We start from the raw sequence: 16900 nt of genomic DNA on the forward strand, positions 1-16900 counted from the left end.
GCCAAGGCGGATGCCACCGCCGATATTGCGGCCCATTCAAAGGCATTCACTGGGACGTCTTCTTGGAACTCCCGCCTGGCCCCGAATCGCCACTTTGAGCCGGCGTAGAAGGTTGCTGTTGTTGCGCGCCGCCATTGCTCGCAGGTTTAGGCAGATTGGCTGAGGTGAGGCTGCGACGCTCTAAAGACGTCGGCAGATTGGCCATTGTCAAAGAGTCCTGAGCAATCTCAGCGGGCCGTCCATCTATGAAAATCCTACGACGCATGCTGTCTTCTCCTGGTTAGAAATCAGAAGCTTGGTGTCGCCGCCAACCACTACCACAACCCAGCGAGAACGGCATCTTCGCAGCGCCGCTCTTCATGAGTTTCACTTCCAATATTCTACTTGAAGCCTCTTGGCTGGGACCATGCGGCAACTAGAAGTTGGTTTGAATGGTCGTTGTCGTCGCCGTGGCTTCCAGCAATATCCGACCGTCTTGACGCGTCGAGAATACATATCGATTAGCGCCACTGTAGACCATGCCGCTGCACCGAGAACCGTACCAGCCTGCCGTCGTCTGCGTGCTGTATTGGATGCCGGCATCGGAGAACACCACGATCTGTGGCGAACAGCCGGCCTCCCTGAAAACCTCTTCGCAGCAGCCGGACACCCGTCCATGGTGGGACGCGACGAAGACATTCACCTGCTGCAACTGTCGGACGAAGCTGGGATTCCGCAGCAAGGCGCGCCATCCCGCCGTTTCCAGATCGCCGGGGAACACCATATGCAGCCCATAGCAGTGCAGAAACAACACGAAGCTTAAGTTGTTCTCGTCGTCAAAGTCGAAGGGATACCGATTCCAGAATGCGTTGTAAGTCATCGCGCCGTAGTTGGGTCGAGAAGTCACCGAACCGGTGTAGTTACCAGTCATTCTAGCGAGACTCGTAATTCCAGGCCCGGCGCCGGTCTCAGATTTCAAGTCCAGCAATTGAGGCCCCGAAACCGTCGGATTGCGGGTAAGGATACCGATACCCACGGACCGGATTAGGTTTGGCAGGTCACTAACGTGATCCTCGTCGTAGTTGGTGATCACCAGCTCATCGAGATACGTCACGCCGATCCGCGGCAGGTACGTCGATGGCCGGAAGCCCGTTGACGCGTTGTGACCACAATCGATCAGCATGCGGGCTCCGGTATCCGCCGTCACAAGCGCGCAGCCGCCGTGCTCGACATCGAAGATCTGGACCTTCATGGCTTCTTGCCCGCGCCGTCGGCGACGAGCCTGTTGTGATAGGCGCGCAGGACCTCGGTCGCGAACTCGGCGTAGAACTTGAGAAAGCGCCCAAACATGCCAAAGGCAATGACCGCCGCGATAATGGTCATCCATGCCGAGTACGGCAGCGGGTCCATCCACCAGCGGATAGCAAGCGCGATGGTGCTCACAACAGCAACGAAAGACACGTTTCGGGAGAAGCCGTACAGATTTCGGAATTGGTCGATGCGCGCCACGGTGTCAGCGACAGCGCGAGCTGCTGGGAAGGCAACCTGAAAGACTTCCTCCGGGTCGGTGATCTTCTCGACGCCGTGGGCATTCGCGGCGTTCGTGAGGATTGTCTCGCGCATGGCCGTGGGCAGCGGCCCGAAGCCTCGTCCTATGAACAATGCTGCGAAGAATCGCTCGATGAACCGAGGCTTCGCCAAGCCCAGGAGCAACGACGTCGGCGGATGAAGTACGCGCCTGGCGACGACATGTTCAAGCAGCGTCGAGGCGGGTCCGGCGGCGATCTGGCCGACCACGTAGGCGGCGGCAATTACAATGACGACTTCGACGACCGTCCACTCCGGTCGGAGCATCAAGCTCCCGCCGGTTATGGCGAGATCGAGCCCGAGCAGCAGGAAGACGCCCGCTGTGAGATAGGCATAGAAATCGTAGTCGCTGAAAGGAAACCACTGCTTCATGTGCTGGCCTTGCCGTTGGGGCTCTGCCTCATCTTAGCACCGCGGCCATTGGCGCCGCCTTCCACCACGACCGGCGCCTCCTTGAGTTTGAGCTCATGCCACCCTCCAGCCTGGTGGTACGAAACATGCAGACCCTCGGGAAACAGCTCGGTGCCCACCACGACGAGGATGAAGCCAGGCGTATCGTGATCACTGCGCTTGAACATGTCCTGCATGCTGTGCAAATCGGTAGAGGAGGGCTCCGGCATCGCCTGCCGATGGGTGTGCCAATCGCCGATGAAATGCAGGCCGCGAGCATACCGCGCCTTGATCTCGGCCTGTTCAGCGGCGCGATGCGGGACGTAGCCAAACAGCGAACGCCGGTCTGAGGGACGGGGCCCGGTCGCCTCGCGAATGTCGACCACCTTCCCGGTCATGGTGGCGAACAGCTGGCCGCCCGCCTCCTTGCGCCACAGCCGGTGCTGGCGGTGCATCCGGAACCGTGCCACCACTTCAGGCGCGAAGCACAGCACGCGATTTCCCGGTAGCGCATATTCCAGCAAATCATCACTCATTCCCCCGAGCATACCGGACAATCGGCACGCGCTGAAAAGGGCCGATCAGTCGTGAAATGGCCTTTCAATCCAAGGGGCCGGAGCAACGTGTGCGAGGCCGTCCAAGCCCCGCCCAGCTGGGCCAGCCGGGCCGAGGACGTGGCGCAGATGCGATGCGTATTGTCCGTCACGGCACCCAGCAGTACGTCGAGAGCGAGGTCTGCAACGAGCATTTCGACGTAGCCCAGCTCCACTGGGCCAAAGGGCTGGTACAAGACCCCACATGCCGGCTCCGCTCTCAACATGTTTCCCTCCTGCCAGTGGGTCTCGGGATCGCGCATCGAACCATTGGGATTGAGCAGGCAGGCGATGCAGCCACCGGGGCGAAGCAAGGCGAGAGCGTGACCCGCAGCCCCGCGCTCCTCCATCCAGCCGTATACGATCGGTGGAACGGCGCCGCGCGCCTGATGCCACTCGTTGATCGGACCTTCGGCAGCCCAATCACCGATGGCGCAGACAATGAGGTCGCACTGCGCGATTCTCTCGCGCTCGGCATCGGACAACGTTGCCCAGGATCGCGGCAAAGCATCGATCGTCTGCATGTGGGGAAAGCGCCGTCCGATCTCCTGAGCCAGCGAGGTCGCCTTGCCGAAGCCCACGGACCGCACGCCGAGCGCGTGCCGTCCCGCATTGGGCCCTTCAAGTGACTGCGGATCGACGAGGATCAGGCCGCCTAGGCCAGATTGAGCAAGCCGGATCGCAGACAGTGACCCGACGGCCCCGCATCCCAAGATCGCGACCGTCTTGCCGTAGAGGATGGGTTGCGCAGGGTCGTGGCCGCGACCGTGGATCCAGGCAGCGTCAACCCGCTCGACCTTCAGACGCGACAGAGCCGCCTTGGCGAGCCACGCGTCGCGCCTCAGGCGCGCCGGGGCGTGACCGGGCCGGAATCCGTTGACCTTGGGCTCGGCAGTGCCGGCGAGGCACACCGCCACGAAGCCAGGGCCACTCTCAGTCGGTGCTTCGAGCACGGCCATGATGTGCGCCTGCGCGTCGGTGAGCTCGTTGAGGAGCGGCAGGCTTGCAGGCGCGTCGCGCTCGAGCCAAGCGCGCAGCGCCGAGATGGTGTTGGGGTAGTCTGCGGGGATCGGAGGCTGAGGTAGCGAGATGAGGAGGCCGTCTTGGATCGCATAGCCGGCCGCAGGCTTATCGACGCCGGCATAAGCAAGCCACCTGGCTACCGCCTCGCGATCTTCGCCGACCACGTGCCACGAAGCCCCGCGCCAGACGGCGATACGCCGAGTCGGTCCGCCTGGCGTCAGCAGCGACCGGATGGGACGCTTGTCGCCGCGGAGGCTGCGACCCCAGTAGGAAATGAACTCCCGGCGGAATTCAGCGGCGTTATCTCCTCCAGCGCACTGCCTGATGAGCTCGCAGGCATCCTCGAGTGCTGCGCGCACCGCCTCGACAGGCTCTTCGGCAATGATCGGCCGTGCCGGCAGGCAGGCAAGCCCGAGCTCCTCGAAATGTGGCCATCGCAGTAGCGTTTCCTCGGACGCCAAGGCGATACGCGGCCGTGCGTACGGGAACCCCGATGGCAAGAGCACCAGCAGCACCCGGGTCGCGCCGGCGAGGTCGACGGAAATCTCCCAGCCCCGCTCGATCGAGTGCGCCGCGAAGCGGGCGCATTCGCCTTTGCCGAGCGGACGGACAGCATCGCCGCACTGAGCGCGAAGCCACGCCTGGACCTCCCGGGCGGGATCGGCCACCCGGGAAGACCAGCCATCAGGCATAGCGGCCGCCACCCTGCTTGTTGACCTCGCGCGGCGTGCTCGAAACCGCCGGCGCGAACACCTGCGGGCTGACCGACTTCGCCTGTGCGCTCTCTTCGACGCGAGCCGTACCACTTGCCGTCACGTGGAACTCCAACGGCTGCGGGTCGTCGGCGTCGATCTCCTCCATCACGCACAGGAAGTTGCCACCGGCGTCATCGGCGATGTCGACGTACTCGCGCTTGGCGCGGATGCACGGCGGATCGCTGTCGTCGTCGGTGATCTCCTTGCTGCTGGCGATGAGATGGGCGCCGCTGCGGGCCTGGCTGAGCGCCTTGCGAGCCTCGGGCGACACTTCGGCGTCTTCGCCGTACTCGGACCAGCTATCGTGACTGAGCGAATGCCAGGAGCAGTGATGCGGCGTCTGCAGGACGTCGTACTGGAGCCAGGCGGCGCGGGCTTCGTACCGCTTCCAGACACTCTCCCAGACCTCGACGCCCGCATCGCCGCCTGTGAGGAAGCGGCAGGCCGCCGCGACGCCACCGCTGGCGAGCATCATCTGCATGATGACGCTCGCATCGTTCTTGCAGGTCTCCTCGTCTTCGTCCTCCTTGGGCAGCGGGGCAAGGAGGCGCATCGTGAGGGTCGAGTCGTAGGTGCCGTTGATGCGCGAGAAGGTGTCCTCGACCTTGATCAAGATCGGCCCGAGATCGTCGGTCTTGCCATCCTGGTCTTCGCCGAGGATCAGGATGCGATCGCCATCGCCGACGGCCGTCCCGACCGCCCGGAAGCGCGCAACCCGCCTGCGGGCTTCGGCGTTAAGCGCCTGGGCATCCTCGCACAGCGTGTGGTCCGCTGACGCGCGCCGGAAGGCGATCGGCGAGGACCACAGTTCCCGGACCAGGATCTTCTTGCTGCCCTCCGGGTAGTCGGCGGGGTCGCCCGTGTAGAAGTGTTTCTTGAACCCACGACAGTGGTCTTCGTCGGGGTGGCTGATCATGAAGGCATCGACGTAGTGGCGGTCCTTCTCGTCCTTCGGCAGCCGCGCTTTGAGCATCGCCACCACGTCCGGGGTATCATCGTCCGGGTCGTCAGCGGCGCCGCGGATGTTCACGTCGACGAGCAGCATCTTGCCGCTGTCGAATTCGACCAGGGTCATGTCCCCGCAATCGACGGGGAAAAGCAACAGTTTGGCGGTCATATGTATCTCCTTAATCCTAACGTCCGCGGTGACCTCGTTGCCCCACAGCCCCCAGCGAACCTTAAAGTAACCTAATGGTTATTGTAACTTGAACCTTCAAGGGTCTAAAAGGGTGGGAAGGGAGCACAAAATGGCCGGTGGACACGACCGATTGCGTTGGGGCATAGGCCAACGCATTGAATTCATTGAGTTTCGGTTGTTTTGGGACGGCCAGATAAATCGCGGAGACCTGATCGGAAAATTCGATGTTTCGCCGCCCCAGGCGTCGGCCGATATCGCACGGTACCTGCAGATGGCGCCCGACAACCTGCGCTACGACCCCTACCTCAAGACCTACGCCGCCACCCACGCCTTCCAGCCACTGCTGTATGAACCGTCCGCGCGGCAATACCTCGGCGACCTCCGCTCGATCGCCGACCACGCGCGAGAGCAGAAAGAGACGTGGCTGGGCTTTGTGCCGGAGTTCGCTGCCGTCCCAGCGCCGCGTCGGCGCTTGGATGCCGGGAAGCTGCGGTGGGTGGTCGAAGCCATCCGTGCGAAGCAGTCCCTATGCGTCCTGTACCAATCCTTTTCTCGCGTCGAGCCACTCTCTCGCTGGGTTACGCCGCACGCGCTTGGCTTCGACGGGTCTCGGTGGCACCTGCGGGCCTGGTGCCATGAGCACAATGACTTCCGTGATTTTGTTCTGGCGCGAATACTCGAGATCAGCGAGAGCCGACATCACCCGATTGATCCGACCCATGATCTCGCTTGGAACAAGCATGTATCGCTGCGTATTGGACCGCATCCAAAGCTAGGCGAGAAGCAGCGCCGCGTGATTGAACTCGACTACGGCATGGAAGGCGGTGCACTGGAGATCCCGATCCGGTTGAGCATGGTCTATTACTTCGAAAAGAACATGCTTCTTGATGAGGACGCCTCTGCACTCACTCCCACCCGCGTACAGCTTTCTCTCGTCAATCGGGTAGAGCTGGAGAAGATGGTGGAGGTAACGCGCCAGGAGCAGCAGGAGCTGCTTCGCAAGGTGAGTGGTTCCGCAGGTAAAGCCACCGAGTAAGTCGTTAGACGAACTGCCGATAACAAAGGAAAGCCGCCCACCGGATCGGTGGGCGGCTTGATAGTTACGTTGGTTTCGCTTCCACGGAAGGGACGCAGAGCTGCATGCACGCAGGCAGCCACGCGCGGCCCTTCTGTTCGTCTTCGTCGAGCGATGCCTTCGGCTCCGCCGTGCGCTTGAAGTAGCCGGCCAACCCCGAGACCAGCTCCTTCTTGGAAGCCGTGCCGAGTTTGGGCTGCTTGCGCAGTGCGCCGCTGTTTGTCGCGACCTGGACCAGCTCGTCTCGGCGAAGCCCCTTGAGGAAGACCTCATCGGGCGTCCAGACCTTACGCATGTCGAGCGTGAAGTCCTTGGTGAGGCCGGAGAAGAACGTGTCCTCCGGCTCCACCCCCTCCATTCGCTGGGTCCCGAAGCACAAAATCACCAGAAGCGCGATCAGCGCATCGAGTTCGACCCCGTTGAGCGAGCGAATACCCGAGATCACCTGGGTCCAGTCGGCACCGGCATGGTGCAAGCGAACCCAGGAGGGCGCCTCCTCGCCAATCTGGCTGCGAAGCCCCAGCTTGCCGAGAAGCTTCCGGGCGCAGGTGTCGATCAGCTCATAGGCGTTAGACGAGCCGGGATGCCTTGCCAGCTCCCGGAGCGCTTCATGCGCCTTGAGGTTGATCGCTGCACCCGGACAGCCATTGAGAAGCAAAACGGCCGCGGCTTCCTTCGCTTTGCGAGGGTTCTCCATAAGCGCCATCTGCATCGCCAGCGTCTTGTGGGCGTTGGCATAGCGGTACGTAGCTTTGGAGACCGCAGGCCGCTCCTTCGGCTTTTTGTCCCGGCCTTTGCCGTTTGTTGCCTTCGGGTCGACCTGCTGGCGGACCAGGCTCTTGCGAACCTCGACACGGCCGGTCGGGGCGAAGTGGATCACCACGCCTGATGCTTCCTTCTTCTTGGGTTCCCGGTACTGCCACCAGGATACGTGGTGCTCGGTGACGACTTCGACCCAAACACCGGTCTTGCGGTGCTCTTCCGCGATCTTGTCCACGGCCTCCTTCTGGAGTGTCATGAACTGCTCTCGGTCGTCGAAGTACGTCGCGTCCTTCTCGGCGAAGAGGTCCCGGGTGTACGTGCCCTGATACTTCTCGAGCGGGAAGATCGCGGTCGCGGCGGACGGCTTCTCTTCAAGGAGCATTGAGCGCAGGTAGCGGGCATCGAGCCCGACCCCATGCTTCAGATCCTTCAGCCACGTCTTCTGTTGGGCAGCGGAGGCAAGCGTCAGGGCTTCGGCCACCGAAAGGGAGATCTTCTTCTCCCGGACCGCGGCCTTTGCCTCCGGCGCGAGGTCCGCAAGCGCCACGCGGCGCTTGATGGTCTGCACCGAGACGCCGGTCTCGGCCGAGACGTCCTCGATCTTCTCGCCTCTGCCGAGGAGCTTGGCGAAGGCCTCGGCCTCGTCGATCGAATCGAGCGGCTCGCGCTGGACATTCTCGACGGTGGCAACCCGGTCGAGGTCGCCGGCAGACACATTCTTGTTGAGGCGGACCGGCACTTTGTACGAACGCTCGATCTCACCTTTGCGATTGAGATGCTGCAGTGCGAGGAAGCGCCGTTTGCCGGCAACGACCTGATACTTGCCACCGCTCACCAGCCTCACCGTGAGGTTATGGATGAGACCGTCCTTCTTGATGCTCTGGGCGAGTCCTTCGATGGCTTTCTTGTCGTAGGAGTGGCGGGGATTGTCCTTTGGCGCGACGAGCGCCGAGAAGGGTACGCTGGTAGTCATGGAGAGACTCCTTGGCTGTGCACGCGGCAAAGCGCGCGCCACAACAGTGGCGGCGGTTTGTATCGGTGCGTTGGGTGAACCCCGCGTTGTGCGGGAGGTCTCAAAGAGCTGGGACCGCTCTGTAGCGTGCGGCCAGGAGGCAGACCTCCAAAGGAGGGCGAACGCACGCGAACGGACAATGCTTCGGAAGGGGCATGCCTCGCCCAATTGACAACCACCGGATGTACTGCAAGCTTTGCCGACTACGCCGCAGGAGTCGTTAGCAAATGCCGCGTGAGTACATACTCTCTAAGCAAGAGCGCAAAGAGCTCAGCGCACATCTGATCAATGTGACGCTTCTCATGGGCGTTGCCTTCGGCGCGTACACGACGTGGTTTCGGTTCGAGGTGCTCGAAATCAGCAACGGCCGAACCACAGATGACATCGAGGCGTGGATCGTCTCTCTTACTTTGGCCTTAGCACTGAGCCTGCGCTTCGCCTGGACACGCTATCTCTGGCGACGGCTGCTATGGAGCACCTGGTGGGTACTCTCCGGGTCTGGAAGAGCCATGTGGTTTGTATTGGCCTGGATCACTGGGCGACGAAGCAGCAAGGAGCCTGCGTTGCGGCCCGATCCAAAGCTCGCTCGGGATCGATACATGGCACGGCCGACAGACTGGATGCGCCTGCGCCGCAAACCGCCACACGAACGCGGCCGCCGGTAAGGTGAGCTGTCTCAAAGAGTGGAAAGTCCCATCGTGTGCGGCACTGAGCGCTTGCGTACGCTATGCTGGATGCAAGAGCGCATCACTTTCATCGGGCAGGTAGACTTCCGAAACGATCGCCGTCGCTTCGGTATCAAGCGGGAGGATCGCCTTCTGCATACCTACGTCATCGGCAAGACCGGCACAGGCAAGTCGACGCTACTCGGCAACATGGCGAAACAGGATCTTCTGGCAGGCGGCGGCTTTGCGCTCGTAGACCCCCACGGCGACCTCGTCGATCGGCTGCATCAGGAGGCCATCTCTGCCGGCCGAAGCGACATCGTCTATCTCAACGCAGCCGATCCACGCCAGCCCTATGGATACAATCCGCTGCGCCGGGTGCGGCCGGACCGCATCCCCCTTGCCGCCTCAGGCCTCCTTGAAGTCTTTAAGAAGATGTGGAGCGACGCCTGGGGCGTACGCATGGAGCACATTCTGCGCAACGCGCTGTATGCGCTTCTGGAGCAGAAGGAGGCGACGCTCCTCGATATCCCGCGCTTGTTCTCGGACCGAAAGTTCCGGAGACACGTTGCAGCGTCCCTCTCGAACGAGCCGGTCCGGCTTTTCTGGGAGAAGGAGTTCGACCGCTACTCCTTTTCGTACCGGGCCGATGGCGTGGCTTCCATTCAGAACAAGCTCGGCGCATTCCTCTCAGACCCCGTGATGCGCCGGATCCTCACCGAGCCTCGGGAGATGATCTCCATGCGCCGCATCATGGACCAAGGCGGTGTGTTGCTCGTGAATCTCGGGAAGGGTCGTATTGGCGAAGACAGTGCCGCAATACTCGGCGGCCTGCTGGTGACCACCATTGGCCTAGCTGCGTACAGCCGCGCGGACAGTCCTCCAGAAACGCGCAGAGACTTCGCACTTTACATAGACGAGTTCCAGACGTTCACGACGCTCGCCGTGGCCAACATGCTGGCAGAACTCAGAAAGTACCGCCTCGGCATGGTGATGGCACACCAATACCTCCACCAGCTTGAGCCGGAGATACGGCATGCCGTGCTTGGCAATGCCGGCACGCTTATCTCTTTCCGGCTTGGAGCGGAAGATGCCGCCTATATCGAGCGCGAGTTCGGAGGCCGCTTCGAGGCTAGGGACCTCCTCAACCTGGAGAACCTGCATATGTACGTGAAGCTCATGATAGACGGGCAGCCGAGCAAAGCGTTCAGTGCGACGACAACAGGCCCAATCCCGCCAGTTGCTTAACTCTTGCTGCTCCGAACTGCCCCTGGTCCGCCAGTGAGGATTTTCATGTTTGGGGGCACGGGGAAATCGAGCGGAACGTGATTTCCCCACAGCTCCAGAAATTGCATCGCGTCGCCATCCTTCGGCGGCGGTGACATGCACAAGATTTCCGAGCGATCGGCGCCCTTCTCGTCTGCAGCCCGGAAGGCGACATTGGCAAAATCTGGTCCTCCACGGAGGAGCACGTCTTCGTTCTCCCAGTCCGGCATCACCGAGCTCACGACCGCAAACGCGTCCCCATTCGGCAGTAGCGCGTACTCCTCGAGACGACGACCATTGCTGACAAACGACACTTCGATTGCTGCCCGAGATTCACGCGTAACGATCATGTCGATCTGAACGGCAGTGCCTTTCGGAGCCGCTGGAATCCAGTGGACGCCGTGATAGCGGCCGCTGTCTGGTCCCAAATAGTCTGTTGGGAAAACGGCCCAAACGACGCGCGCCGCGAGCTTTTCACCCGCGGCGGGCACGGTCCCGCGGCGCCACTTCAAGAGGTCCCGCTGACCATCGGTATGCTCCGCGGCAAATTCGCTCGTGAGACCGTAGAAGTAGTATGGCGCCGACGCGTGAACAGATAACTTGTGCACCTTACCCATCTTGTCTTGGGTCACATACACGTCGCTGTTATGGCTCCAAGCTTGCCACACGCTCGACTGTCGGGTGCCAGGCAGGCCGATGGCGAAGCGAAAATTCAGCAATCTTGAGTTCGAAGCCATTGTCGCAAACCTCGGCGCATGGTGCCAAATACGGTCCTAGCTGGGAACGAATTCCAGTCTAGGGTTACTGCAATTTGTGTCTGTATTCCGGCGACGCCGGTCACTTCGGCGCGCAATAAAAGGCTCGACCAATCTGCCTGGTTGTAGTCCCATTGCAGGGGACTACCAGAGGCAACGCGCATGAAGCTCTTGCTGCGCCGGGATCAGAAGACCGCCCTGCTTGGGGCGGCTGCGTTCGTGCTCACGGTTCGCGCCGAGCTCACAGACGAAGAGCATGACAACATAGACAAGTATCGGCTCGGCAAGACGATCCTCTACACCCGAGACGAGCTAACCGATCCCGGATCAGGCTTGGTGGGCCTTGCGTCACGTCTTGCCTTCAAAGCTCTCAATATCTCGGTGACAGTGGACGACCTCGTGGACGGCAAGCGCATCGAGTGCCGGGACATCGTCGAGATGCTGGCCGTCGAGGAGCAGCTCAAGGAAGCATCAAGGACATTCAAAGCCGTGCTCGAGGCCGCAGCGTCCTTCGGCGGCGAAGACGTGGTGGCGCTGGAATAGCGATGGCCTGGAACAACCTCCTCAACTTCATCGCGGGCGGCACGCGCAAAGGAGAGCTGGCCGATACCCGCGCCCTCTATCGACGTGTGGAGGCGTTGGCTGCCGCTTCACCGATCGCAGGCAATCTGGATCTCTTCGCAGCCGAACTCGTGCGTGAGGCGCTTGTGACGGCCGATCTTGTGCCAATCGAGCCGCTGCGTGCCGCGCTAACGCGCGCCGTCCGGAGCATCGCTGCACAGGATCCCTCGATCGCCGACGTGCCGGGTGTTTCCAACTTCATGGCTCTCACCATTGAAGAAAGCGTCGCCCTTCGCGAACGGCTTCGCCGCAGGGAGCGTTTTCTCCTGGATCCACCCCACCTGTTAGCCCAGTGGCGCGCCACAGTTATAAAGGCGCTCGACCGCCTCCTACGCGCTATGCCCGCGACAGCCTTCAAAGACGATCCCGATGAGCAAGACCCGGACGCCGGCATCCCCGGCGTGTCTGTACCGCTCGTGGCGCTGCTTGAAGATCCGGCCTGGGCGGTCGATGACTTGGTAAGCACCTTCTTTGCTGAGGGCCCCGTCAAGGCAGACCTGTTCTCAATCCAAAGGCGGCACTTCGAGCGAAGGTTCTGCGTAGCCTCCGGTATTCCATGGGAAGAACGGCATACCTCGCGACGGCCAATCGTCGGCCCGTCGGACATGCCCGGGACGCCCGCCACTCGGCTCGCAGACCTGTTCCTTGAGGGCACGCCTTGGCATGCCTTCGCCCTCACGCCGCTCCCTCTCAGCATTCCCGTCGCCGCGCGCTTCGAGCATACGCACATCGTGGGCGGCTCAGGGCATGGCAAAACGCAGCTACTTCAAATCCAGATCGTTCGGGACATCTTGGAGAGCGCCAACGATGGCCGCTCCGTCGTGGTTATGGACTCTCAGGGAGACCTGCTGCGTACCTTAGGAAGCTTGGCAGTCTTCGCGCCAGGCCATCCGTCCGGCCTCTCAGAGCGGCTGATGGTCATAGACCCCACAGATGTTGAGTATCCCGTGGCGCTTAACATGTTCGATTTCAAGCACGAGGAGATCGCGAAGCTCCCGCTGGTGGAGCGCGAGCGAATCCTTAACGGCACGATTGAGCTTTTCGAATATTTCTTCGGCGCGCTGTTGGGTGCCGAGCTCACGGCCCGCCAAGGCATTGTCTTCAAGTACCTCGCGCGCCTAATGCTCGAGATACCGGACGCCACGGTGCACACCTTCCGGCAGCTCATGGAAGAGGGCGAGGCGTTTCGGCCGTACATGGAGAAGCTGCCAACCACGGCGCGCGCCTTCTTCGAGACCCGCTTCTTTGACCGTTCCTTCAACGAGACCAAGAAGCAGGTGCTCACCCGCCTGTGGGGCGTGCTCTCCAACGCCACCTTTGACCGCATGTTCTCCCATCCGCGCTCCAAGGTGGATATGTTCTCGGCGCTCCAAGAGGGCCGGATCGTCTTCATCAACACGGCGAAGGATCTCTTGAAGGACGAGGGCGCGGCGATCCTCGGCCGCTTCTTCATTGCTCTTATTGCCCAGGCCGCGATGCGGCGGGCCACCATCCCCGCGCATGAGCGGCGGCCCTGCTTCTTCTATGTGGACGAAGCGGCAGACTATGTAGACGAACGGATTGGCAGCCTTCTCAACCAGGCTCGCAAATACAAAGTGGGCATGACGCTCGCACATCAGAACCTGGACCAGCTTTCCGCGACGCTGCGCGCGTCCTTCGCTTCGAGCACCAGCATCAAGCTCGTTGGCGGCGTCTCGACTAAGGACGCAGCGGCGTTCGCAAGCGAGATGCACACGGACGCCGATTTCATCCGCGCCCAGCGCAAGCGGAAGGCGGAGACCTCCTTTGCTTGCTACGTTCGCAATGTGACGCCGCAGGCACTCGGCATCACCGTCCCCCTTGGCACGGTGGAGCAGCTGCCAACGATGACCGCGGCAGATCAGGAAGCACTCAGGGTAGCCAACCGAAAGCGCTACTGCGTCCCGCTTGCCGAAGTGCCGGAGCCGCAGGGGATACCAGCGCTGCAACGGCGAGTGCCAGCGAGAGCTAAGGTGTCCACAGAGGCCCAGGGGGCCACGCCCGTACCGATGGCCGCACCGGCACCGCCAGCCGAGATCGCTGTCGAGGAACCGGCTATTGAGAAGCGGGAAGTGGCAACGCCGCAGCCAATCGCAAGCAAAGCGCCTGTCGCCGCCAAGCTCAAGTCACGACGCGCCGAGCCTGTTGCGGTACCGCCGCCGCTTGGCCGCGGCGGCAAGGAACACCGGTACCTCCAGAACCTGCTGCGGGAGTTCGCGCAGTCCAAGGGATTCCTGGCGACGGTTGAGGAGACCATCCTAGATGGCGCCGGCCGCGTGGATGTGTCTCTCAGCAAGGACAGCCTCGAGGTGGCCTGCGAGATCTCCGTTACCACTGGCCGAGATTACGAGCTGGGCAATATTGAGAAGTGCCTGGCGGCGGATTACTCCCGCGTCCTGTTCGTCTCTTCGGACGCGCGGCATCTTAAGGCGATGCAGAAGCTAGCAACGGGGCGCTTCGAGGAAGACGAACTCGCCAAGCTCCACTTTGCGTCCCCAGAGGAAGCGCTGGCGATCCTCGGAGAGATCGCGGGGCCTACCGAGACGCAAAGCACCGTTCGAGGCTACCGAGTGAAGACGCGGCAAGTGGTTGTTGCGCCGGAGGAGGCTGCCCGCAGGCGGGAGACAGTGGCTAGCGTAATAGCGCGGTCCCTGCGGGAGAACCGACCGGAGTAGCCTCCGGAAAGCGGCCGACGCGGACGCCGGTTACTTCGAAGATCAGTTCGACACCGCAGCCGCTGGAGGCCGCCGGTGTGTTCTCGCGGAAACCTAGGAGCTTGTCTGAGTAGTGGCTGGCAAAGAGGAATCGGTTGCGATCTTTTGCGTGGCTATGAGCAAGGAATTTCGCACCCGGAAGATTGACGACGTACAACTGCTACCGCAGCGCGGTGAGAACCACTCCTATTTCATTGGTGTCGTTTCGGTTTTGCTTTGAGTCAGACCCTTCACTTGGGTCTTTGAATTCGATCCGGTCTCTGAGAACTCAAAGTCCTTCACGACGCCAGCGGCAGTATAAATGACTTGCAGCGTCTGCTGTCTATGAGTGGAGCTACCTTCCCCAGTGCCAACAAGTGGTCCAACGAACGGGATGTACGCTGAAGCATGAGCCTTGCCGCTTACCGATGCTTGATAGGCAGAATAGAAAGAATGTCTCTCACCTTTATCGCCAACTACAGTTTGCGCTGGTCTGCCAAAGATTGCCTCGACTTCAGGGCGCGTGGTTACACCCTTCTGAATCTTGCTTACGTCGGACGCTTCAATCACAGGCTGAGACTGCTGATACGCAACCGTAGCACAGGCATTGAGACAGCTAACTGCCGCAAACAAGACAACGATTCTGGAAAGCATTTCGATCTTAAGCATGAGCGCTCCTATCGGCTCCTGGCAGTCCAGCCTGATGCGTGGCTCACGGTGAGCGTGCGATCCGGCGCCACCGAGACGGTGAGCCCGCGGCCGAGGCCGTCGTCCGTGTAGATGGCGCTTCCTTCCCGGAAGGCCGTGAAGGCAAGCAGTGTGCAGGTGCCACCTGCGATGTACTCGGCGGTGCCGCCAGGAAGCAGCCGCAGGAGGATCGTTGTTGCGCCCAGGCCTTGATCAAGCTGGGTCTCGATGACGGTATTGGGGCCGCCGCTCTCGTTGCAGGCTGCGCTGGCGGCGGACGGCAAAGCCACCGCCACACACGCAGCAAGCGCCGCCACAGCAAGAAGAAAGCGCCGCCGCCGCCCCTCAATCACGGCGTCACCCGCACCACGTCGAAGGTGAGGTTCATGCTCTGATTGTCCGTAAAGGTTACCTTCACGGATACGCCGAGCGCCGGTGCGTACCATTCGCGGTAGGTGCTCTTGTAGCGGTGGGAGAGTGCTTCCTCGTTGCGGGTGATGCGGAAGACGTCGACTTGGCCGATCTTTGTGTCGAGCTTCTCATACGCCTCGACGACGACCGTCTCGTGCCAGGAACCCGCGCCGAAACCAGGATTGGAGCCTACGCCGTCGAAGCGGCCCGTGAGCTTCTTGCCGACGGACAGTGGCCATAGGGTCCAAGCCTTGACCTGTTCTACGAAAGCCTGGCTCTGATTGGCGCGTGCCGTAAACGTCGGCGCGTACCAGTTCTGAAGATACTCCTCGCCCCTCTGGTCCTTGATTTGTCGCCGGCAGAAGTTGCCCTCTTGCCCTACCCACGTGGTGCGCGCGCCATTGGCCCACTCCACGACCGTGCCTGGCTTCGGGCACTTGAATTCTGCCGTTTGTGCCATTGCGGGGCCGCAAAAAAGGGCGCCCAGGATGAGCGCCGCTGATACTGCACGCATTATTGTCTCCCCAAGAAATGAGCCCACTGATCAAACGCGTACGCGAAAGCGGTGATTTGGCCTGGCTGCGCGGTGCTGCCCGCGCGCACAGGCGGTTGGTCAACTCTCGATATAGGGAATATATGCCCTGTATTAAGCATAGGCAAGCTGTTGGCCTCAGCCTATGGAGGCAAGAAAGCTTGTTGGGTGGAATGTGCGGCGCTTGCGCGTTGCCGAGCCGTACACGATTGAGGAGCTGGCGGAGAAGGCCGGCGTCGACGGCTCGTTTCTGGCGCGCCTTGAGCGAGGACAGGTAAACGTCGGCGTCGTGATCCTGGACCGCCTGAGGCGAGCACTTGGCGTGAGGCTCACCGAGTTGTTCGTCGAGCCAGCGCCCGGCGAGAAGCCGCCGCGGCCCCTGCCGCCAGGGCGGCGGCCAAGACAGTCGAAGTCTGCTCGACGGTAGTGTTCTCTCGGCAATTGGCAGGGCAATCATCGCGCGCGAAGATCGCGATACTCTTGCATCGGCGCAAACGTTCAATTCCGAACGCTGCAGACGTCAAGCGATGTGCCGTGCTCCAGCGACCGCTGATGCATTAGGCACCGCATCCCTCACTGGCATGATTTGTATGATGACCTGGAAGCACGCGGGGCCTGTTCAGAATTAAGCGGTTTGTCCACCGTGGCATGGTGCCGATGCTCAGCTATTCACCAATGTTGCATTCGCGCTCGCGCGAACTGCGCCACGAGTGCCATGCCTTCACGTTCAAACGATGACAGCGGACCATCCGATATGCGGAGCTGATCGGGACGGGCACCCAAGGCTGCGAAACGACGCGAGCAGGCACAGCCAACCATGTCCTTGAATGCGTGCGCATTCTGCGCGTCATTCGCTCACTCCTGAGGCGAGATATAGAGCGGAAGGGCTTGAGCTTGTGGCGCGCCGCGGTCGAGGGGCACATCTCGATCGGGACGCC

General features: G+C 61.6%; 16 protein-coding genes. 6 read left to right on the forward strand and 10 right to left on the reverse strand.

Annotation, left to right across the window (positions count from 1 at the left end; translation table 11 throughout):
* Nucleotides 1-415: 415 nt before the first annotated feature.
* From EPO55_RS20425 to EPO55_RS20445, 5 genes are read right to left on the reverse strand one after another with little or no spacing between them, the layout of a single operon-like run.
* A complete protein-coding gene (locus tag EPO55_RS20425) occupies nucleotides 416-1231 on the reverse strand; it encodes a hypothetical protein (protein ID WP_296339059.1) in 816 nt (271 codons plus the stop codon).
* Nucleotides 1228-1938: a hypothetical protein gene (locus tag EPO55_RS20430; RefSeq protein WP_296339060.1), complete on the reverse strand. Its 711-nt coding sequence runs from the start codon at nucleotides 1936-1938 to the stop codon at nucleotides 1228-1230. The genes EPO55_RS20425 and EPO55_RS20430 overlap by 4 nt, the downstream gene beginning before the upstream one ends.
* Nucleotides 1935-2492, reverse strand: coding sequence for a Mov34/MPN/PAD-1 family protein (locus EPO55_RS20435; RefSeq protein WP_296339061.1), 558 nt, complete (start codon nucleotides 2490-2492; stop codon nucleotides 1935-1937). The genes EPO55_RS20430 and EPO55_RS20435 overlap by 4 nt, the downstream gene beginning before the upstream one ends.
* Nucleotides 2489-4264, reverse strand: a complete 1776-nt coding sequence (locus EPO55_RS20440; protein WP_296339062.1) for a ThiF family adenylyltransferase — start codon at nucleotides 4262-4264, stop codon at nucleotides 2489-2491. Before EPO55_RS20440 ends, EPO55_RS20435 begins: the two co-directional genes overlap by 4 nt.
* Nucleotides 4257-5444, reverse strand: a complete 1188-nt coding sequence (locus EPO55_RS20445) for a metallohydrolase (RefSeq protein WP_296339063.1) — start codon at nucleotides 5442-5444, stop codon at nucleotides 4257-4259. The genes EPO55_RS20440 and EPO55_RS20445 overlap by 8 nt, the downstream gene beginning before the upstream one ends.
* Nucleotides 5445-5574: 130 nt before the next feature.
* Between EPO55_RS20445 and EPO55_RS20450 the strand changes: the two genes are divergently transcribed.
* Nucleotides 5575-6501: a WYL domain-containing protein gene (locus tag EPO55_RS20450; protein ID WP_296339065.1), complete on the forward strand. Its 927-nt coding sequence runs from the start codon at nucleotides 5575-5577 to the stop codon at nucleotides 6499-6501.
* Nucleotides 6502-6565: 64 nt separating this feature from the next.
* On the opposite strand, the gene EPO55_RS20455 is transcribed toward EPO55_RS20450, so the two are convergent.
* Complete coding sequence (locus tag EPO55_RS20455) at nucleotides 6566-8275, reverse strand: ParB/RepB/Spo0J family partition protein (protein WP_296339066.1); 1710 nt, start codon at nucleotides 8273-8275, stop codon at nucleotides 6566-6568.
* A gap of 266 nt (nucleotides 8276-8541) precedes the next feature.
* Here EPO55_RS20455 and EPO55_RS20460 point away from each other — a divergent pair, with 266 nt between their 5' ends.
* Nucleotides 8542-8979 (forward strand): hypothetical protein, encoded by a 438-nt coding sequence (locus tag EPO55_RS20460; protein WP_296339067.1) that lies wholly within the window; start codon nucleotides 8542-8544, stop codon nucleotides 8977-8979.
* A 69-nt stretch (nucleotides 8980-9048) separates the two neighbouring features.
* The gene (locus tag EPO55_RS20465) at nucleotides 9049-10227 is read left to right on the forward strand and encodes a type IV secretion system DNA-binding domain-containing protein (protein ID WP_296339069.1); all 1179 of its coding nucleotides are present in this window, start codon (nucleotides 9049-9051) and stop codon (nucleotides 10225-10227) included.
* Here the strand turns inward: EPO55_RS20465 and EPO55_RS20470 are convergent.
* Complete coding sequence (locus tag EPO55_RS20470; protein WP_296339071.1) at nucleotides 10224-10964, reverse strand: hypothetical protein; 741 nt, start codon at nucleotides 10962-10964, stop codon at nucleotides 10224-10226. The two genes, EPO55_RS20465 and EPO55_RS20470, sit on opposite strands and share 4 nt — an antisense overlap.
* A gap of 198 nt (nucleotides 10965-11162) precedes the next feature.
* Between EPO55_RS20470 and EPO55_RS20475 the strand changes: the two genes are divergently transcribed.
* Nucleotides 11163-11543: a hypothetical protein gene (locus EPO55_RS20475; protein ID WP_296339072.1), complete on the forward strand. Its 381-nt coding sequence runs from the start codon at nucleotides 11163-11165 to the stop codon at nucleotides 11541-11543.
* 2 nt (nucleotides 11544-11545) lie between these two features.
* Nucleotides 11546-14314, forward strand: coding sequence for a type IV secretory system conjugative DNA transfer family protein (locus EPO55_RS20480; protein WP_296339073.1), 2769 nt, complete (start codon nucleotides 11546-11548; stop codon nucleotides 14312-14314).
* Between the two features lie 225 nt (nucleotides 14315-14539).
* Here the strand turns inward: EPO55_RS20480 and EPO55_RS20485 are convergent, their stop codons facing one another.
* The 3 genes from EPO55_RS20485 to EPO55_RS20495 are packed head-to-tail and all read right to left on the reverse strand — an operon-like array spanning nucleotide 14540 to nucleotide 15944.
* Complete coding sequence (locus tag EPO55_RS20485; RefSeq protein WP_296339074.1) at nucleotides 14540-15001, reverse strand: hypothetical protein; 462 nt, start codon at nucleotides 14999-15001, stop codon at nucleotides 14540-14542.
* An 8-nt stretch (nucleotides 15002-15009) separates the two neighbouring features.
* Complete coding sequence (locus EPO55_RS20490; protein WP_296339075.1) at nucleotides 15010-15309, reverse strand: hypothetical protein; 300 nt, start codon at nucleotides 15307-15309, stop codon at nucleotides 15010-15012.
* A gap of 59 nt (nucleotides 15310-15368) precedes the next feature.
* Nucleotides 15369-15944 carry a hypothetical protein gene (locus EPO55_RS20495; RefSeq protein WP_296339076.1) on the reverse strand — a complete coding sequence of 192 codons (576 nt, stop codon included), beginning with the start codon at nucleotides 15942-15944 and terminating at the stop codon, nucleotides 15369-15371.
* Nucleotides 15945-16107: 163 nt separating this feature from the next.
* Between EPO55_RS20495 and EPO55_RS20500 the strand changes: the two genes are divergently transcribed.
* On the forward strand, nucleotides 16108-16389 hold the full coding sequence (locus tag EPO55_RS20500; RefSeq protein WP_296339077.1) for a helix-turn-helix transcriptional regulator: 282 nt from the start codon (nucleotides 16108-16110) through the stop codon (nucleotides 16387-16389).
* The last annotated feature ends 511 nt before the right edge of the window (nucleotides 16390-16900 follow it).

Source organism: Reyranella sp. (genome assembly GCF_004296935.1).
GTDB lineage: Bacteria > Pseudomonadota > Alphaproteobacteria > Reyranellales > Reyranellaceae > Reyranella.